16 protein-coding genes and 1 tRNA gene are annotated in these 19523 nt (G+C 64.4%); 10 read left to right on the forward strand and 7 right to left on the reverse strand.

Going from position 1 to position 19523, the window contains the following annotated elements; all coding sequences use genetic code 11:
* Window positions 1-41 precede the first annotated feature (41 nt).
* Window positions 42-926 (reverse strand): N-acetylmuramoyl-L-alanine amidase family protein, encoded by an 885-nt coding sequence (locus SH584_RS03830; protein ID WP_324808680.1) that lies wholly within the window; start codon window positions 924-926, stop codon window positions 42-44.
* A gap of 392 nt (window positions 927-1318) precedes the next feature.
* Here SH584_RS03830 and SH584_RS03835 point away from each other — a divergent pair, with 392 nt between their 5' ends.
* The 3 genes from SH584_RS03835 (at window position 1319) to SH584_RS03845 (ending at window position 6043) form a co-directional block, all read left to right on the forward strand.
* Window positions 1319-3883, forward strand: a complete 2565-nt coding sequence (locus SH584_RS03835) for an Rne/Rng family ribonuclease (protein ID WP_324808682.1) — start codon at window positions 1319-1321, stop codon at window positions 3881-3883.
* 94 nt (window positions 3884-3977) lie between these two features.
* Complete coding sequence (locus SH584_RS03840) at window positions 3978-5339, forward strand: M48 family metalloprotease (protein ID WP_416385148.1); 1362 nt, start codon at window positions 3978-3980, stop codon at window positions 5337-5339.
* A complete protein-coding gene (locus tag SH584_RS03845) occupies window positions 5336-6043 on the forward strand; it encodes a DsbA family protein (RefSeq protein WP_324808684.1) in 708 nt (235 codons plus the stop codon). Before SH584_RS03840 ends, SH584_RS03845 begins: the two co-directional genes overlap by 4 nt.
* Here SH584_RS03845 and SH584_RS03850 read toward each other — a convergent pair.
* Window positions 6040-6756 carry an RlmE family RNA methyltransferase gene (locus SH584_RS03850; RefSeq protein ID WP_416385167.1) on the reverse strand — a complete coding sequence of 239 codons (717 nt, stop codon included), beginning with the start codon at window positions 6754-6756 and terminating at the stop codon, window positions 6040-6042. The two genes, SH584_RS03845 and SH584_RS03850, sit on opposite strands and share 4 nt — an antisense overlap.
* Window positions 6744-7787: a Ppx/GppA phosphatase family protein gene (locus tag SH584_RS03855; protein ID WP_324808687.1), complete on the reverse strand. Its 1044-nt coding sequence runs from the start codon at window positions 7785-7787 to the stop codon at window positions 6744-6746. The genes SH584_RS03850 and SH584_RS03855 overlap by 13 nt, the downstream gene beginning before the upstream one ends.
* Before the next feature lie 165 nt (window positions 7788-7952).
* Here SH584_RS03855 and SH584_RS03860 point away from each other — a divergent pair.
* Window positions 7953-8026 (forward strand) — tRNA-Gln (locus tag SH584_RS03860).
* A 94-nt stretch (window positions 8027-8120) separates the two neighbouring features.
* Window positions 8121-9149: a sensor histidine kinase gene (locus SH584_RS03865; protein WP_324808689.1), complete on the forward strand. Its 1029-nt coding sequence runs from the start codon at window positions 8121-8123 to the stop codon at window positions 9147-9149.
* Between the two features lie 10 nt (window positions 9150-9159).
* Here SH584_RS03865 and SH584_RS03870 read toward each other — a convergent pair whose 3' ends face one another.
* From SH584_RS03870 to SH584_RS03880, 3 genes are all read right to left on the reverse strand, one after another.
* On the reverse strand, window positions 9160-9546 hold the full coding sequence (locus SH584_RS03870; RefSeq protein ID WP_324808691.1) for a response regulator: 387 nt from the start codon (window positions 9544-9546) through the stop codon (window positions 9160-9162).
* Between the two features lie 95 nt (window positions 9547-9641).
* Complete coding sequence (locus SH584_RS03875) at window positions 9642-10151, reverse strand: response regulator (protein WP_324808693.1); 510 nt, start codon at window positions 10149-10151, stop codon at window positions 9642-9644.
* 134 nt (window positions 10152-10285) lie between these two features.
* Window positions 10286-10993, reverse strand: a complete 708-nt coding sequence (locus SH584_RS03880; protein ID WP_324808695.1) for a cell wall hydrolase — start codon at window positions 10991-10993, stop codon at window positions 10286-10288.
* Window positions 10994-11299: 306 nt separating this feature from the next.
* On the opposite strand from SH584_RS03880, the gene SH584_RS03885 reads away from it, so the two are divergent.
* From SH584_RS03885 to SH584_RS03905, 5 genes are all read left to right on the forward strand, one after another.
* Entirely contained in the window at window positions 11300-11716 is a 417-nt protein-coding gene (locus SH584_RS03885) for an EVE domain-containing protein (protein ID WP_416385149.1), read from the forward strand.
* 28 nt (window positions 11717-11744) lie between these two features.
* On the forward strand, window positions 11745-12731 hold the full coding sequence (locus SH584_RS03890; RefSeq protein ID WP_324808697.1) for an LLM class flavin-dependent oxidoreductase: 987 nt from the start codon (window positions 11745-11747) through the stop codon (window positions 12729-12731).
* A 40-nt stretch (window positions 12732-12771) separates the two neighbouring features.
* Window positions 12772-14037, forward strand: a complete 1266-nt coding sequence (locus SH584_RS03895; RefSeq protein ID WP_416385150.1) for an MFS transporter — start codon at window positions 12772-12774, stop codon at window positions 14035-14037.
* Window positions 14034-14963, forward strand: coding sequence for a cysteine synthase A (gene cysK, locus SH584_RS03900; RefSeq protein WP_324808701.1), 930 nt, complete (start codon window positions 14034-14036; stop codon window positions 14961-14963). The genes SH584_RS03895 and cysK overlap by 4 nt, the downstream gene beginning before the upstream one ends.
* A gap of 79 nt (window positions 14964-15042) precedes the next feature.
* Complete coding sequence (locus SH584_RS03905) at window positions 15043-17718, forward strand: putative bifunctional diguanylate cyclase/phosphodiesterase (RefSeq protein ID WP_324808703.1); 2676 nt, start codon at window positions 15043-15045, stop codon at window positions 17716-17718.
* 7 nt (window positions 17719-17725) lie between these two features.
* Here the strand turns inward: SH584_RS03905 and SH584_RS03910 are convergent, their stop codons facing one another.
* Entirely contained in the window at window positions 17726-19522 is a 1797-nt protein-coding gene (locus tag SH584_RS03910; protein ID WP_324808705.1) for an acyl-CoA dehydrogenase C-terminal domain-containing protein, read from the reverse strand.
* Between the last annotated feature and the right edge of the window lies 1 nt (window position 19523).

Consider the following 19523-nt stretch of genomic DNA (forward strand, 5'->3'; position numbering starts at 1 on the left):
CAGCGTCTAGCCGCTTCGCCGCGCCTGTGAAAGCCGATGTTTCACCGCGCGTTGCGAGCGGCGACGTCGGCTTCGATGGCCTGTGCAAGCGCAAGGACGAGCGGTGCTCGACCCTCGGCCGTCATCAGGCGCGTCTCGTCTTCGGCGTTGCTGATATAGCCCGCTTCGATCAGCACGGCCGGCGTTTCGGCGCGCCGCAGAACGTGAAATCCCGCGAACTGGTGCGGGCGCGGCCTGAGCGTCAGGCGCCCCGACGCACGGCGGACGAGGCGCTCAGCCAGCCCGGCGGACTCGACCATCTGCTCGCGAAGCGCGACATCTGACAGAAGCGCCCGGACCGACCCGTCTACCTCGCTCGACAGTGCCCCGCCGGCTTCATTCTCCGCCGCCGCAAACTGCGCCGCTTCGGCGCTCGATGCGACATCGGACAGCGAATAGACCGTCGCGCCTTCAGCCAGTGGGTTGGGCGCTGAGTCCATGTGGATCGAGAGGAACAGTCCGGCACCAAGCTGCCGGGCGATGGCGGCTCGCTGCTCCAGCGAAAGATAGCGGTCGTCTTCGCGGGTCAGCGCCACGCGCACCCTCCCCCGCTTTTCCAGCAGATCGGCAAGCTCGATCGCCGTGGCGAGGGCAAGTGCCTTTTCGACGCCTTGTCCCGACACGCCGGTCGCTCCCGGATCCTGCCCGCCATGGCCCGGATCGATGAGCACGATCGGGCGTCCGGGCACGCGCGCCTCTCGAACGCGCACGTCGGCCACCGCCTTGCCCAACTCGGTCGTCAATTGCCCGCGACGCGCTTCGCCGGCCAGGGCAATACCCTCCGGCTCCGCATCGGTGCGCTCGCCTACGAGTGTGAACGCAAGCGCCGCGACCGCAATCAACGCCGCGCCGCCTACCCCCAATCCGATTGCCTGCCGCCGCTTCATCGCAGGGAGCCTAGAGGAGGGTCTCGGCTTCGCCAAGGCGCCCGAAAATCCGCCGAAAGCGCAGGTTGCGGGCCTGCGGCAGCGGTGCTAACCCAAACCGTCCCGGCTCGTGCCGGGAGACTAGCCGCGACCGACGGCAGGGTGGGCCGCCCAACCGCAGCCCCCAAGTCGGCGGACTCGCGGCGTTCAAGGTTGACGCTGCATGATGCCACAAGACGCCCAGACCACGCTCTTTGCAGAGCGCGTCTCCGCGTCGTTCGCGAACGATATCGCGATGGCCACAGCAGCAGAGGCATTTCACGCACATCGCGCCGTCGTCCGTTCGATGACGGCCTTTTATATCGCGCGCCGAGGCTCAACAGGGGCCGCCCGGCGCGCCCGGAGAATTACCAATGTCCATGCGCATGCTGATCGACGCGCGCCATCTCGAGGAAACTCGGGTCGCCGTCGCCAAGGGAAACCGGATCGAAGAGTTTGACTTCGAATCCTCAGAGCACAAGCAGCTCAAGGGAAACATCTATCTAGCCAAGGTCACCCGTGTCGAACCGTCGCTTCAGGCGGCATTCGTCGATTACGGCGGAAACCGGCATGGTTTCCTCGCTTTCTCGGAAATTCACCCCGACTATTACCAGATCCCGAAGGCCGATCGCGACGCGCTGCTTCGCGAAGAGGCCGAGCATGCCGCCGAGGAAGAGCGTCTGCGCTCGGGCGACTATGACGATGACGATCGTGACGAAGGCCATGACGACGAAGGCGTCGATCAGGCCGAAGCCGGCGAAGCCACCGACGGCGAGGAATCGAACGAGGTAGGAACCGGTTCGTCGCGTTCGCCCGTCGATGAAAGCGCTGCCGAGGAACTTCGCAAGAAGCGCCAGGCGCTTCGCCGCCGCTACAAGATTCAGGACGTGATTCAACGCCGCCAGGTGCTGCTCGTCCAGGTCGTCAAGGAAGAGCGCGGCAACAAGGGCGCGGCGCTCACCAGCTACCTCAGCCTCGCCGGTCGTTACTGCGTCCTGATGCCCAACACGTCGCATGGCGGCGGCATCAGCCGGAAGATTTCGAACGGGACCGACCGCAAGCGCCTGAAGTCGATCATCGGCGACCTCAACCTGCCGTCGACGATGGGCCTGATCGTCCGCACCGCGGGCCTTTCGCGCACCAAGGTCGAGATCAAGCGCGACTTCGATTACCTTGCCCGCCTGTGGGACGAGATTCGCGAGAAGACGCTGGCCAGTGCCGCGCCGGCCCTGATCTATCGCGACAGCGACCTGATCAAGCGCGCGATCCGCGATCTTTATCATCGCGAAATCGACGAGGTCATCGTCGAGGGCGACGAGGGCTACAAGGCGGCGCGCGGCTTTATGAAGCTGCTGATGCCCAGCCATGTTCGCCGGGTGCAGGCCTATGTCGATCCGACGCCGGTCTTCCAGCGCTATGGCATCGAAGACCAGCTTACCGCGATGTACCAGCCGCTCGTGCAGCTGAAATCGGGTGGCTATCTGGTCATCAACCCGACCGAGGCACTGGTCAGCATCGACATCAACTCGGGCCGCTCCACGCGCGAGCATAATATTGAGCAGACCGCGTTCGCCACCAACCTTGAAGCGGCGGCGGAAATCGCACGCCAGCTTCGCCTTCGCGACATGGCCGGCCTCGTCGTGATCGACTTCATCGACATGGAGCAGTCGAGCCACGTCCGCAAAGTCGAAAAGGCGATGAAGGACGCGCTCAAAAACGACCGCGCCCGCATCCAGGTTGGGCGCATCAGCTCGTTCGGCCTGATGGAAATGAGCCGCCAGCGTCTTCGCACCGGCGTGCTCGAAGCGTCGACCCGCCCGTGCGCGCATTGCGAGGGCACTGGACTGATGCGGACCGCATCGTCGTCGGGCCTCAGCGCGCTACGCATCATCGAGGATGAGGCAGCCCGGGGCCGCGGCGAGCAGATCATGCTGCGCGCCGGTCGCGAAGCCGCGATCTTCGTGCTCAACAAGAAGCGCGCCGAACTGGCGGAAATCGAGGATCGCTTCGGCGTGATGGTCGACGTCCAGATCGACGAGGCGTTCGAGGGCGCCCGCATGACGGTCGAGAGCGCCGGGCCGCGCCCGGTCGCCAAGGATCGCCCCGCCCCGCTTCCGCCGATCGAAGATGAAGACGACTTCGTGTTCGAGGACGAAGCCGACGAGGTCCAGGACGAAGAGGTCGAGGAGACGTCGAGCGATCGCCCGCGCCGCGCCGAGAATCGCGACGAGGACGAAGGTGATCGCAAGGGTCGCCGCCGTCGTCGCCGCCGTGGCGGTCGCGGACGCAACCGTCGCGACGAGGAAGGTCAGAACGGCGAAAGCGGCGAGAATGCCGAGGCCGACGAGCGTGACGACGACCAAGATGCCGAAAGCTCGACCGAAACTCGCGACGAAGAGCCTCAGGGCGTCGGTGGCGAAACCGATGTCGAACTGGAAGAGCGTCCGCGCTCGCGTCGCGGTCGCCGCGGCGGTCGCTCGCGCCGTGGCGCGGGAGACTCCGCTTCGACCGAGGTAGAGACGGACATCTCGCCGATGGTGGAAACGCCCTTGGCCGAGGAAGCACTGCTCGATCAGGCCGGTGAGCAAGTCGCGGCTGAAGAGCCGGCGATTGCCGAGGATGGGCCGAAGACCCGTCGTCGTCCCCGCGCCCGCAAGGCTGCTCCGGCTACCGCTCCGACCGTCGCCGCCGAGGCTTCGGACGTGGCTCCTGCCGCTGAAACGGCCGAACCGGTCGCGGAGGAAGCACCCGCCAAGCCGAAGCGTCGTTCACGCGCGAAGAAGCCGGTGGCAGAGGTCGAAAGCCCCGTTCCGGCCGAAGTCGTCGAAACGCCGAAGGCTGAAGTGGCGGAGAGCTCGGCGGTCAGTGCCGACACGGCCACCGAGACTGCGGACAACGCGTCGCCCCGTCGTGGCTGGTGGCAGCGGACGTTCGGCTGATCCCGGCGGCATCCTGTCCTGAATGGCGGCCCGTGCGCTTCTGCGCCGGGCCGTTTTTCATCGGGCGTTCATCGACCCGGTGAGACAGCGGGGCATGATCCAGCGGTCCATCCGCCTCGTCCGGGCCGTCATGCTCGGGCTGGTGTTGTTCTTCGCCGCCGCGCAGCCGGTCGCGGCCCAATCACTTTTGCGCGACAGCGAAACCGAGCTTCTTTTCAAGCAGATCAGCGATCCGTTGATCGTCGCCGCGGGTCTCGATCCGAAAAGCGTTCGCGTCGTGCTGATCAACGATCCGGAGATCAACGCCTTCGTCGCGCAGGGCCAGATCGTCTACATCCACAGCGGGCTGCTGACTTCGTCCGACAACGTCAACCAACTGCAGGGCGTGATCGCCCACGAACTTGGCCACGTCGCCGGCGGCCACGTTATTCGCAACAGCGAAGGGGCTGGCAAGGCGAGCGGCATCTCGATCCTAAGTCTTGTGCTTGGCGCCGCCGCGATGGCGGCCGGCGCCGGTGAAGCCGGCATGGGAATCATGGCGCTTGGCCAGCAGGCAGCGATGGGCAGCTTCCTGTCCTTCAGCCGCTCGCAGGAGTCGAGCGCCGACCTTGCTGGCGCCGCCTATCTGTCGCGCGCGGGCGTGACCGGAAAGGGCAGCCTCGCCTTCTTCAAGAAGCTGCAAAATCAGGAGTATCGTCTCGCCGTCTACGCCAAGGACAGCTACGATCGCACCCACCCACTTTCGGGCGAGCGTATCGCGACGCTTGAGGGTCTCTACAAAAAGGACGCGGCGTGGAATAAGCCGGTCGACGCCGCGCTCGAGGCCCGTTTCCAGCGGGTAAAGGCCAAGTTGGTCGGCTATGTCTCGCCCAAGCAGGCGGTCAATCTCTATCCGGAGTCGAACCAGACCGTTCCCGGCCATTATGCCCGCGCTTATGCTTACCATCTCGGTGCCTATCCGGACAAAGCGGCGTCGGAGGCCGATGCCCTGCTCAAGACCGCGCCCAACGATCCTTTCTTTCTTGAACTGAAAGGCCAGATTCTTCTGGAGGGCGGACAGCCCAAGGCGGCGATCGCTCCCCTTCGTCAGGCAGTTGCGGCGGCGCCCGACATGCCGATGATATCCGTGATGCTTGGCCACGCCCTGATCGCATCGGAGGATCGCCAGAATTTTGCGGAGGCGAAGCAGGTCCTGAAAAGCGCGGTCAATCGCGACAATGACAACCCATTCGCCTGGTATCAGCTAGGCATCGTCTACGACCGGGAGGGCGACACCGCCCGCGCCGCGCTGGCCACCGCCGAACGCAACAATCTGGAAGGCAAGGACAAGCTGGCGCTGGTCAGCGCGAAGACGGCGATGGCAGGCTTGCCGCGCGGGTCGCCCGACTATCTTCGTGCGCAAGATATCGCCATGGTGTCCGAGGAAGCGGTCAAGAAGGACAAGAAAAAGCGGTGAGCGACGATAAGGGGGGACGCTGGATTGCTGCGGTCGGCGGCGGACTGATCGGGTCGGTGGCGACGGCGGCAGTGCTGTTCCTCGCGGGACCGCAATTGGTCGGCGATCGAATGGTCCGCGAAGCACTGACGACCAATCCGCAAATCCTCATCGATGCCGGCGAAGCGCTTCGCTCACAGCAATATGCGTCGACGCTGACCCCGATCCGCGCCAGCCTGGAAGCGCCGTTCCACTCAAGCTGGAAGGGCGCGGCCAAGCCTGACGTCACCATGACCTACTTCTTCGATTATGCCTGCGGCTATTGCCGCTCCAGCAACCCGGACATCGAGCGGCTGCTTGCCGAGGACAAGGGTCTCCGCGTGGTCTTCAAGGAGCTTCCGATCCTGGGGCCGGACAGCGTCGCCGCAGCACGCGTCTCGCTGGCGGCATCGAAGGCGGGTCGCTTCGGCCAGTATCACGACGCCCTCTACGCTGCGGGGCGTCCCGGACCGCAGACGATTGCCGCTGCGGCAGCCGTCGCCGGCGTCTCGCCGCAACCCGTCGAGGATGCAGCGCAAGAAGCGGAGTTGAAGGCGAACATGGACCTCGCCAGCCGTCTCGGCGCTACGGGCACGCCACTGTTCGTGATTGGCGATCAGGTGATCAACAGCGCGGCCGGGTACGACGCGCTCAAGCAAGCCGTCGCCGCGGCTCGAAAGAGCTAGTCTTCTTCCTCGTCGCGCGGCGTCATCGCCTCGCCCTTGAATCCCTGCGCGATCACGTACCACTCGCTCGAATCCTTGCGGCTCGCGGGCGGCTTGGCGTGCTTCACCGTTGTGAAGTGGCGCTTGAGCGCGGCGACGAGACCATGATCAGCCCCGCCCGCCAGCACCTTGGCGACATAGGTCCCGCCGGGCCGGAGCACCTCACAGGCGAATTCCATCCCCGCCTCGACCAGCGCCATCGTGCGCAGATGGTCGGTTTGCGGATGGCCGACGGTGTTCGCGGCCATGTCCGACATGACCAGGTCGGCATGCGGCAGGCCGAGCGCGGCGCGAAGCTGGTCGGGAGCGCTTTCGTCCATGAAATCGAGTTGGAGGATGTCGACCCCATCGATCGGGTCGGTCGGCAGCAGGTCGATGCCGGCGATCCGTGCCGCGGGCACGCGACGGCGCACAACCTGGCTCCAGCCGCCTGGCGCAATGCCGAGATCGACGACACCCTTCACCCCGCGAAGGAAATTGAAGCGCTCGTCGAGTTCGATCAGCTTGAACGCCGCGCGACTGCGATAGCCCTCCGCCTTCGCTTTCTTGACATAAGGGTCGTTCAACTGCCGCTCGAGCCAGCGGGTCGAACTCGTCTTGCGGCCCTTGGCCGTGCGCAGCCGCTCCTTCAGGCCGCCGCTACGGCCCCCTGCCCCGCCGCTCACAAGACATATCCGTCGCGCGCCATCAGCGAGCGGAGGATGCCTTCGCGAATGCCGCGATCGGCGATACCCAGCGTCTCGGCCGGCCAGATGTCCAAGATTGCCTCCAGAATCGCGCAGCCGGCGACTACCATGTCGGCGCGTTCGGCGCCGATGCACGGCAGCCCGCTCCGCTCGGTGAAATCCATTTCCGCGATCATCGTCGAAATGCGCCGCATGTCGCCTACGGGCACGTGCAAACCATCCACCTGCCTGCGGTCGTAACTCGGTAGTGCGAGATGCACGCTCGCCAGCGTCGTGACCGTTCCGCTGGTCCCTAGCAGGCGGACATTCTCGCGCTTCTCCGGGAGCATCTCCATGAAGCGGGTGAAGCTGCGGTAGACGCGTTCGCGCATGCGGGCATAGGCCGCGACGCGGTCCTTTCCCTCGATCGCCTCGCGCCCTTCGCTTTCGGTCAGCGAAACGACGCCCCAAGGCGCCGACCACCAGGCACGGATGCGCGGGCTCGTCGTTCCTTGCTCGACCAAAACCAGTTCGGTCGATCCGCCGCCGATATCGAAGATCAGCGCGGGTCCGTCACCGGGCTCGAGCAGCTTGTGACAGCCCAGCACGGCGAGCCGCGCTTCTTCCTGCGGCGGGATGATTTCGAGCGCGATACCGGTCTCGCGCTTCACTCGCTCGGCGAAGTCACGGCCGTTCACTGCGCGCCGGCACGCCTCGGTCGCCACCGAACGCGACAGGGTGACATGCCGCCGCTTGAGCTTCTCGGCGCAGACGCCTAGCGCCTCGACGGCCCGGTCCATCGATCCCTGGCTTAGCTTGCCGCTCATCGACAGACCTTCGCCAAGCCGGACGATCCGCGAAAAGGCATCGAGAACGGTAAAACCACCCTCGTCCGGACGCGCGATCAAAAGGCGGCAATTGTTGGTCCCAAGGTCAAGGGCACCGTAGATGTCGCGCGCATGGCTGCGCCGCGACGGGGTCCTTGCCCCTGCCAATTCCGACGACCGCGGAACCGGCACACTGGCGGCTTGATACGCCATCCCAGCCTGATCCATTCTATCCTTGGCCGTCCGGACATACCGGTCGGCTGACTTGTTGCCCGAATACCGCAATTGATGGGCACGGCGCAACCTTTGGCCGGCAAGATGCTGCCTTGGCGACGTTGACAGACGTGGGCGGGCTTTCTATCGACCCGGCGGCACGATTGCCCGATCGTCTAATGGTAAGACTACGGACTCTGACTCCGTCAATCGAGGTTCGAATCCTCGTCGGGCATCCAGCACTTCCTTCGGCTTTTCGCTTTGCAGTGGCGACAGGGAGCCGAAACGGCGGCCTGGCGTTCATACCCATTACAGCTGAGTGAAAGTGCCGCCTTGCCGAATAGTGTCGATCCCAACATCGCCATCCCTCACGCCTTGCTGAAGAGCGATGCGGGGTTTCGGGTTCTCGCGGACACGATGCCGCAGATGGTCTGGTCGACACTCCCCAACGGCGACCACGATTATTACAATCAGCGCTGGTACGATTTCACCGGGGTCCCTCAGGGTTCGACCGACGGTGAGGGATGGAACGGCATGTTCCATCCAGACGATCAGGAACGCGCCCGCAAGCGGTGGCAGCATAGCCTGGACACGGGCGAGCCATATGAAATCGAGTATCGACTGCGCGATCGTGAGGGGCGTTACCGCTGGACGATCGGCCGCGCGCTCCCCCTGCGCGACGACGATGGCAAGATCGTTCGCTGGATCGGGACCTGTACCGACATCGACGACGCGAAGCGCCAAGCCGAGCAGACCGAGATCCTAAGCCGAGAACTAAGCCATCGCATCAAGAACATCTTCGCGGTGATCAATGGACTGGTCGCGCTGTCGGCGCGCAATCATCCCGAAGCGAAGGAATTTGCCGAACAGCTTCGCCGTCGGATCGCGGCATTGGGTCGCGCCCACGAATTCGCGCGTCCGCACAGTGATGAATCCGCGCTGACTATTGGCGAGAGCACCCTCCAAGGCATTCTTCGCGACTTGCTCAGTCCTTACCCGGCGATGGAGCAAGGGCGCATTTCTATTGTCGGGGACGACACGCCGATCGATGACCGTGGGGCGACGCCGATGGCGCTGATCTTCCACGAACTGGCGACCAATGCCGCGAAATATGGAGCTCTTTCGAGCGCTGACGGCGAAGTGGCGATCGACACGCGGATCAGTGACGGAAAGCTGTCGTTGACCTGGGTGGAAAGACGCGGTCCCACGTTGGATGCTCCCCCGACGCGAATGGGATTTGGCACGCGGCTGATCGATCTAGGAATCGTTCAGCAGCTGAATGGTCATGTTGCGCGCGAATGGTCGCCGACGGGACTGATCGTGAAGCTGTCGGTTCCGGCCGGCGCGCTCTCGCGCCAGTAATCGCCGCCGTTTAACCGAAGAGGCGGAGAGCGGCCGGCGGCTTCTCGACGGTGCCTAAGGCATAATCAACCGCCTGGCGAAGCGTGTCCTCATCGGTCGGCTTGGTGATGACGCCGACCGCTCCCGCGATACCGTCGCCGAGCAGGCGAGGATTGGCGGTGACGAACACGACCTTCGTGCCCTTGTCGCAAAGCATTCGGCCAATCTGCGGACCGGTCAGTCCATCGCGAAGGTTGAGATCGACGAGCGCGAGATCGATCTGTTCGCCGGCATAGGTTTCGGCCGCGGCGAGGTCCGCCGCGATACCGATCGGACGATGCCCGAGGTCCTCGAGGATGGCTTCCATCTCGATCGCGACAAGCATTTCATCTTCGACAATCAGGATATTGGCAGGCATCGGTCAAAATTCTCGCTGGGCGTTGAAGAAGCGGGACCAACGCAACTCGTCCACGGCAGCATCAACCAATTCTGCTGCCAGCGGTTCCACCGATTTTAACCCTGAGTGCCCGCAATCCAATGCTCCAGCCGGGTCTTCAGCGACCGCCGCGACGGGATGAAACCCTGCTGCACTTCGTCGGCATTTGCCTCGTCGATCTGGTCGTAGAGCTTCAGATTGACCGGCATCTTGGGCCGCAACGCCTCGCGGCCCCGCATCATGTCTTCCGCCGCTGCGAGGCTGCGGTGGATGTCCTCGGCGGTGAAGGGCTTCATAAGGCATCCCAGGGCCAGATCGGGCATCGGGAAATCGGGCGCCTTGCCGGTGATGAAGAAGCATGGGATGTTGAAGTCGCCCATGCGGACCGCAACAGAGAAACCGGTGCTGCCATGCGCGAGGCGGAGATCTACCAACGCGAGATCAGGCGAATATTCTTCGGCGGCCGACACCGCGCTGTCGAGGTCGTCGGCGGTCGCGACGACGCGATATCGCGGATTGTCTTCGACCAGATATTTGAGCGTCGTCGCCAACTGCGCGTCGTCTTCGACGATCAGGATCTTCAACACGAAAACGCCTCCCCCATCCCCACAGGACCAACGCAACCCCTTGAATTGCAACGCTGCGCCAAGATGAGGGAGACGCGAATCCCCCTCAGCTATGGTTAACGCTGGATGGAGGCCGGGATGCGGCCAGCCGAAGCCTAGCTTCGGTAAAAGATGTGTGCGCCGATCTTGTCGATCCGCGTCAGTCGACGGCCCCAGCCGGGCGCCACATAATCGGCGTGGTACCACAGCACGTCCGACGGCAGCGCCTGCGCCAGATTTTGCGACGCGATGCGAGCGATGGCCTGCGCCTTCGCCCATGCCTGACAGGCCGGGTCGATGCGCGGGAAACGGCCGGCGCGGACGAAGCTGAACTGGGCCTTCTGCTTCACGACTGCACAAAAAGAGCTCGGATAACGGCCCGAACGGGCGCGGTTGATGACCACGTTCGCAACGGCAAGCTGGCCTTGCAGGGGCTCGCCCATGCTCTCGAAATAGACGGCGGTGGCAAGGCACTTGCCTTCCTCGTCGAGGGGCGCACCGGCGATTTGCGCACTCACCAGCGACGATAGCGACGGAGCGACGGCGGCGGCTGGCGCGGCGCCCTGAAAGATTGAGGGAAGCTGGCGCGACATGATCGGCGGCGCGATCTGGCTCAGCGGCGCGGCGACGCGCGGAGCGACCGTGGCAATCGCCGGGACCGCAGGCAGGCTGGCATTGGTGGCCGTCACGGCGGCCTTGACCAAGGGAATGTTGCTGGCAGCAGTCGTAATCTGCTGCGCGAATGCCTGACCGGATCCGCCAAGGGCGAGCAACGCGGTAGCCATGATCGCCGACGCACCGCCGGCACCCAAAAACTTCGTCAATCTTATCTCTAAACCATGCGGCCGACCGTCCTTCGTCGCGGAGCGAAAAATCGCTCTGGCGGCGGGGAGAGTGCGTCCGACTTGCTCTGGGATCCTGCCGTCAGCGTGGTCGCGACGAAGAGCGGATCCGCTCGCTCATTCAAATTCGATAGCGGTCAAATAGCGACAATGCTGCGTTGCACAAGAAATCGTCGATGAGTCGAGCCCGGACCGGGACAGGTGACCGGAACATTAGGCAATTTGGCTGATTTCCAAGCCGATGCTGGCGTAAACTCGCGGACGAATCGCGCTTAATTGGAGCCTATGGTGGCAAGATGGCTGCTGAAATCGGAGCCTGGCACTTACAGCTGGGACGACCTCGTCGGCGACGGCCGGACCGATTGGGACGGCGTACGCAACAACGCGGCCCGCCTGCATCTTCGTGCCATGCAAACCGGGGACGAGGCGTTTTTCTACCATAGCGGCGCCGACCGGGCCATTGTCGGCATCGCCCGCATCGCTGGACCGGGAGAGGCCGATGGCGACGATGGAAGCTGGGTCAAGGTGCCGGTAGAGCCGCACAGGCCGCTGGAGCGTCCTGTCACCCTCGCTGAGATGAAGAAGGAATCGTCGCTGTCGGCCATGGCTCTTCTGCGCCAGTCGCGACTGTCGGTATCGCCCGTCACCGACGAAGAGTGGTCGACGATCCTCGCCATGGCGTCGCGCGACGAACTGGGTTCGTAATCGCAACCTGACGCCCCATATGGCGATCATGGTTCCTTTTTCCGTTCTCGATCTCGCCCCCATCGCCGAAGGCAGCGATGCTGGCATCGCTCTCAACAACGCGCGCGATCTCGCCCGGCATGCCGAGCGCTTGGGATACCAGCGCTTCTGGATGGCCGAGCATCACTCGATGCCCGGGATCGCAAGCGCCGCTACCGCCGTGGCGTTGTGCCATGTCGCTGGCGGCACCACGACCATTCGCATCGGCGCCGGCGGGATCATGCTCCCCAACCATTCACCGCTTCAGGTGGCCGAGCAATTCGGCACGCTCGACGCGCTGTTTCCCGGTCGCGTCGACCTTGGGCTTGGCCGAGCCCCAGGCACCGACCAGGCCGCGGCGATGGCGATGCGCCGATCAATGACCTCCGATGCGGGCCAGTTCCCGCGCGACGTCGTCGAATTGCTTGATTACCTCGGTCCCGTCGACCCCACCCGCCGGGTCCGCGCGGTTCCGGGCGAAGGATCGAACGTCCCGGTATGGATCCTTGGGTCGAGCCTGTTCGGCGCCGAGCTCGCCGCGCACCTTGGCCTGCCCTACGCCTTCGCGTCGCACTTCGCGCCGCAGCAAATGATCGAGGCGCTCGCCGTCTATCGCGCTCGATTCCAGCCATCGCCCTATCTCGACAAGCCCTATGCGATGCTCGGCTTCAACGTATTCGCGGCGGACACTGACGAGGAAGCACAACTGCTCGCGACGTCGCTTCAGCAGGCGTTCGTCGCGCTCCGCACCGGCAACCCCGGTAAGCTGAAGCCCCCCCTCGCCGGCTTTGCCGAGACGCTTCCGCTCGACATCCGTGCGATGCTCGACGGGTTACTCCGATGCTCGGCGATCGGGTCGAAGGAGACCGTCCGCGCGGCAACCGAGGAATTCGTCGCTCGCACCGGCGCCGACGAACTGATGATCACCTCTCAAATTTTCGATCACTCGGCGCGCGTGCGCTCCTATGAAATCCTCGCCCAGGCATTCGCGGCCTGATCCGGTTGCCGCCGCCTAAGGGGGCCGCTAGGCGCGAATGATGGTCCCGGCCCCGCTGAAGATCCCCGCCTTCCGGGCCTACTGGCTCGCTCGCCTGTCTGCGACCATCGCGCAGATGGCGATGGTCATCGTCATCGGCTGGCAAGTGTACGACATCGCCCGCGAAACGATGGACATGAAGGACGCCGCGCTCCGCTTGGGGCTGATCGGCGTGGTCCAATTCGTCCCGCTGTTCGCGCTCAGCCTGGTGGCCGGATGGGTCGCCGACCACGTCGACCGACGCGTCGTCGCGCGATGCGCGGTCGGCCTGGAGCTTTTGTGCGCCGCCACGCTGGCCATCGTCACGTGGCAGGACGCGATGTCGCTTTACTGGCTCTATGGCATCGCGGCGCTGCTCGGCGTCGCGCGTGCTTTCGCCGGGCCCGCGCTCGGCGCGCTTGCGCCCAATCTCGTGCCGCGCGCAATTCTGCCCAACGCCATCGCGCTGTCGTCGATCGCGTGGCAGAGCGGCGCCATCGCCGGTCCGGCGATCGGTGGCTATCTTTACGCCTACAGCCCCGCCGCGCCCTACGAAGCCAGCGCCATCCTGTTCGGGGTCGCCCTGCTCGGCCTGTTCCGCATTCCGCCGATCGAGCGGCCAGTGCGCGGCGCCGCGTCGCCGTGGAGCCAAGTCGTCGACGGCCTTCGTTACGTGCGTGAGAATAAGCTGGTGCTCGGCGCGATCAGCCTCGACCTGTTCGCGGTACTGCTCGGCGGTGCGACCGCGATGCTGCCGATCTTCGCGCGCGACATCCTCCACACCGGGCCCGAAGGGCTCGGCCACCTTCGCGCCGCGCCTGCGATCGGGGCGACACTGACCGCCGCTTGGTTCGCCTTCCGCCCGCTCAAGACCAATGTCGGGGTGAAGATGCTGCTCGCTGTCGCCGTCTTCGGTTTTGCGACGATCGTCTTCGGCTTTTCGCGCAACATGGCGGTCAGTATCGGCTGTCTCGCCATTCTCGGCGCCGCCGACATGTTCTCGGTCTACGTCCGCCAATCGCTGATCCAGCTCTACACGCCCGACGCGATGCGCGGCCGCGTGGGCGCGGTCTCGACGCTGTTCATCTCCGCCTCGAATGAGCTTGGCGAGGCGGAGAGCGGTTTCCTCGCCGCGCTCGTCGGTCCCGTCGTCGCAGTCGTCGGCGGCGGCATCGGTGCGATTGCCGTCGTCGCCATCTGGGCATGGAAATTCCCGGAGATCAGGCTTGCAACCAGCTTCGACGCTCCCGATGTTGACGCTGCGACCCGACAGGAGAAACCACGATGAAGGCTTCGACGATCCTCGAGACAATCGGCAATACGCCGCATGTTCGCGTCAACCGCTTGTTTGGCGACAACGCCGAAGTCTGGATCAAGTCCGAACGCTCAAACCCGGGTGCATCGATCAAGGACCGCATTGCGCTCGCGATGGTCGAGGAAGCTGAACGGTCGGGCAAGCTCAAGCCGGGCGGCACGATCGTCGAGCCGACCAGCGGCAACACCGGCGTCGGGCTGGCGATGGTTGCCGCAGTCAAGGGCTACAAGCTAATCCTGGTCATGCCGGATTCGATGTCGGTCGAACGCCGCCGCCTGATGCTCGCCTATGGCGCGACATTTGATCTCACGCCGCGCGCAGAAGGCATGAAGCGCGCCATCGCCCGTGCCGAAGAAATCCTTGCGGAGACACCGGGCGCGTGGATGCCGCAGCAATTCGATAACCCCGCCAACATCGACGTCCACATCAAGACGACGGCCGACGAGATCCTCGCCGATTTCCGCGATGCGCCATTCGACGCGCTGATAACCGGGGTTGGCACCGGCGGCCACATCACCGGCTGTGCCCGCGTGCTGAAAAAGGCGTGGCCGAACCTGAAAGTATTTGCGGTCGAGCCTACCCTGTCGCCGGTCATCAGCGGCGGCGATCCCGCCCCTCACCCGATCCAGGGCATTGGTGCGGGCTTCATTCCGGTAAACCTCGATACGTCGCTCCTCGACGGCGTCATTCAGGTCGATCCCGAAGACGCGCGCGAAATGGCGCGGCGCTCGGCGCGTGAGGAAGGTGTCCTCGTCGGCATTTCGTCCGGCGCGACCCTCTCGGCCATTGCGCAGAAGCTGCCGGAGCTTGGCGACAAGCCCCGCGTGCTCGGCTTCAATTACGACACGGGCGAGCGCTATCTGTCGGTGCCGGACTTCCTTCCGCAGGAAGATGCTTAATTCGCACCTTACCGCGACCGTTTGACTAAGTGTTAATCGTTGGGTGGTTAATCCCTTGCCTGAAGGAGTTTCAGGCAGGATGCGTAGGTCGCGGTTTGCGGTCGCCGGTGGCGACGCCATTAATGCGAAGGCCTCGATTTCGGACGCGTTGACGTTCGACCTGCGGACACCCGAGACTATCGACGACGAGCAGCTTGCCGACCAGCGCATTGCGATGTTCGACCTGGCGCCGATCCTTCTCGGCGCTGCCCATCTCGTGTGGGGCCTCGCCTGCGTTTTTTTCCATCCCAGCATGCAGATGGGCAATGCCGCCATCCCATTGCTTGTCCCGGTCGTCGCGGTCCTGGTTCTTGACGCCGTTGCATGGGCGGCGCTCCGCTTCCGGGAGAAACTGAAGCTCGGTGCCAAGACGATATCGCTCGGGCTTTGCGCCTATGTCGGAGTCAGCAGCGCGCTCTGGGTTGGCTATGGTTTTCTCCTGGCCGCCGGACATCATCCGACCGACTTCAGCTTCCTAGCCCTCGCTTTTGGCGCCGGAATTGGCGCCGCGATGATCGTGTCGATTTCCTCACCTCCGGTCGCGATCGTGAACGCCACGGTCGCCCTTGCCGGTTCGTTGCTGCTTTCGCCGTCGGTCGAAGTGTTCGTCGGCGTCGGCTTCCTTGCGCTCATCAACGTCGCTTACAGCATGACGAGCGCTCGCACCGTCATTGCCGCCGCTCGCGAGCGCCTCCGGCTCGAAGCGCAGGCGCGCAAGGCGCTGCAGTTCGTCGACGAATTCGAAAATAGCGGTCGCGGCTGGTTCTGGGAGACGAATTCGCAGGGCACCTTGTCCTACGTGTCGCAGCAGCTGGCTGACGATTTCAACGTCCCCGCCCGCGACCTGCTCGGCCGTCAATTCACCGACTTGCTTTCGGTCGACAACACACCCTCGGACGGGCTTCGGGAAGAACGCACGCTGGGCTTCCACCTGTCGGCTCGCTTCCCTTTCAGCGACGTCGTGGTGCGTGCCGCGAGCGACGAGGACATTCACTGGTCGCTGTCTGGCAATCCGCTGTTCGACGCCCACGGTCGCTTCCTCGGCTTCCGCGGCATCGGCACCGACCTCACCGAACAACGTCGGTCGGAGCAAGAAATCAGCCGCCTCGCCCGCTTCGATTCGCTGACCGGCCTGCCCAACCGAGCCTTGATGCGCCAGACGTTGGACGAAGCGCTTCGCAACGCCGCCCGCCGCCAGAAGGGCTGCACGCTGTTCCTGATCGATCTCGACCGCTTCAAAAACGTCAACGACACTCTTGGCCACCCGGTAGGCGATGCGCTGCTACGGCAAGTCGGTCAGCGCCTCATCGCGGTGATGGGCGACCACGGCCAAGTCGGTCGATTGGGCGGCGACGAATTCAAGGCAGTCTTGCCGGGCACCGTCGAAACCGGCCTGCTCGAAAGCCTTGCACGCACGCTTATCGAACAGGTCTCGCGTCCGTACATGATCGAAGGTCACCGCGTGACGATCGGTGCGTCGGTCGGTATCACCATCGGCGACCCTGGACGAAGCTGCGCCGACAGCATGATCCGGAACGCCGACCTTGCGCTCTACGCTGCCAAGGCCGCTGGCAGGGGCAAGCACTGCTTCTACGAATCCTCAATGCACAGCGAAGCCGCCAACCGCCAGGTTCTCGAAAACGACCTTCGTCAGGCGCTCGATCGCGGCGAATTGTGGGTGGCGTATCAGCCGATCGTCCTCGCCGCCAATGAAGAGATCAGCGGGTTCGAGGCGCTGGTTCGTTGGAATCATCCCACGCGCGGGCCTATCTCGCCCGACAAATTCATCCCGCTGGCTGAAGAATGCGGAATGATCGGAAAAATCGGGTCGTTCGTTTTAAAAACCGCGCTCGGAGAGGCGAAACGTTGGCCCGAGCAGGTCCGGATCGCCGTCAACCTGTCGCCGATCCAGTTCAACGATCCGCACATCGTCGAGACGGTGGCGGCGGCGCTTCGCGAATCCGAAGTCGCTCCCGCTCGTCTCGAACTGGAAATAACCGAGGGGGTTTTCCTCGCCGACAGCGACGCGACTGAAAGCACCTTCTCACGCCTCAAGGCGCTCGGTGTCCGCCTGGCGCTCGACGACTTCGGCACCGGCTATTCGTCGCTTGGCTATCTGAAAAAGGCGCCATTCGACAAGATCAAGATCGACCAGAGCTTTGTCCGCGGCGCCGCGTCGATGATGAAGCGCAATGCCGCGATTATCCGCGCGATCGTGACGCTGGCCGAGAGCCTCGACATGGATACGACCGCCGAGGGCGTCGAAACTCACGACGATTTGGAGCTGATCCGCGAACTGGGCGTCAGCCAGGTTCAGGGTTACATCTTCGGCAAGCCGGGAACGGCCGATGTCGCATTGGAAATGACCAGCCGCATCACGGTCGAAGCCGATGGCTTCCAATGCGTTCGCGAACCGCGCCAACGGCTGATGCGTCGCGCGATCGCCGCGATCGATGGCGAGACGGTCGAAATCCGCCTCCGCAACATCTCCGCGATGGGCGCGCTGGTGGAATGCCCGCGCAACGTCGCACCCGGCGACTATATGACCATCGACATCGTCGGCGTCGGCCCGGTCGTCGGCGTCGTGCGCTGGGCGCAGGCGAACAAGTTCGGGGTCAAATTCAACGAGAAGTTCGACATGGCCCGCCTCGCCCCCCGCCCGGTCATGAGCGGGGCGACGATGCTTCAGCCCTGGTACGTCACCAAGGCTAGCTAGACTTCGATCAGAACGCCTCGACCGGAAGCGCCATGACGCTGTCGGCGCCGGCCTCGACCTTGCGCCGCAACGTTCCCGACGCCACCAGTTCGCGTTGTGCGAAGTAGCGCGCGGTCGTTAGCTTCGCCTCGTGGAAGCCGGCATCCTCGCCGTTCACGGTACGCAGCCGATCCGACGCGGCGGCCATCTTCAGCCACATCCAGCCAAGGCTGACGAGCCCCATCAGCTGCATATAGGCATAGGCGCCTGCGCCCGCGTGATTGGGATCGGCCATCCCGTTCTGCGCTAGCCACATGGTCGCAGCCTGGAGATCGCCGACCGCCTTTTCCAGCGGAGCGGCAAGCTCTGCGGGATCGCCTGCCGCGCGCGCCTCGGCAATGTCCTTGCCGACCAGCTCGAAGAAAGCCCGAACTGCGCGGCCGCCGTCCTTGCCCAGCTTGCGCCCGACCAGGTCCATCGCCTGCACACCGTTGGTGCCTTCGTAGATCTGGGCGATGCGCGCGTCGCGGACGAACTGCTCCATCCCCCACTCGCGGATGTAGCCATGCCCGCCGAACACTTGCTGAGCGTTGACCGCGACTTCGAACCCGCGGTCAGTGAGGTAACCCTTGATGACGGGGGTCAGCAGCGAGATCAGGTCGTCGGCAGTCTGCCGCTCTTCTTCCGTCTGCGACTGGCGCGACAGGTCGACCTGAAGCGCGCCCCACAGCACCAGCGCACGCGCCGCCTCGTTGAACGCGCGGCCTTCCATCAGCATGCGGCGAACGTCGGGGTGGACGAAAAGATTGTCGGCCTTTGCGTCGGGATCGCGGTTCTCGGCCTTGAGCGCGCGGCCCTGGCGACGGTCCTTCGCGTAGGCGACGGCGTTCTGGTAGGCGACTTCGCCCTGCGCCAGGCCCTGAAGCCCAACGCCCAGACGCGCCGCGTTCATCATGATGAACATCGCGGCGAGGCCCTTTTCGGCCTCGCCGACCAACCAGCCCTTGGCGCCGTCATAATTCATGACGCAGGTCGAATTGCCGTGAATGCCCATCTTGTGCTCGATCGACCCGCACGAAACCGCGTTACGCTCACCCAGCGATCCGTCGTCGTTGACCATGAACTTGGGCACCACGAACAGCGAGATGCCCTTCACATTGTCCGGCGCGCCCGCGATCTTGGCGAGGACGAGGTGGATGATGTTTTCCGCCATGTCGTGCTCGCCCGACGAGATGAAAATCTTCGTGCCGGAGATCGAGTAGCTTCCGTCTTCGTTGGGGTCGGCCTTGGTCTTGATGAGGCCGAGGTCGGTCCCGCAATGCGGCTCGGTCAGGTTCATCGTGCCGGTCCACGTTCCCGCAACCATCTTGGGCACATAAGTCGCCTTCTGCTCGTCCGATCCCTTGACCAGCAGCGACGCGATCGCGCCGGCGGTCAGGCCGTGATACATTTCGAACGACTGGTTGGCCGACAGCACATATTCGCTGACCGCGGTGGCGAGCACCTGCGGCAGACCCTGCCCGCCATATTCCTCGGGCGCCGACAGCGTCGTCCAGCCGCCTTCGCAGAACTGCCGATAGGCGTCCTTGAACCCGGTCGGCGTCGTCACCGACCCGTCGTCGTGGCGGGTGCAGCCCTCCTCGTCGCCGATGCGGTTGAGCGGCGCCAGCACTTCGCCGGCGAAACGGCCGCCCTCTTCCAGAATCGCTTCGACGATGTCCGCCGACGCGTTGGCAAAGGCCGGAAGGTTATCGTAGCGGCCGAGCTCGACGATATGGTCGAGAACGAACTTCGTATCGCGGACCGGCGCATTGTAGACGGGCATG

It is taken from the genome of Sphingomonas sp. LY29 (assembly GCF_035593985.1).
Lineage (GTDB): Bacteria > Pseudomonadota > Alphaproteobacteria > Sphingomonadales > Sphingomonadaceae > Sphingomicrobium.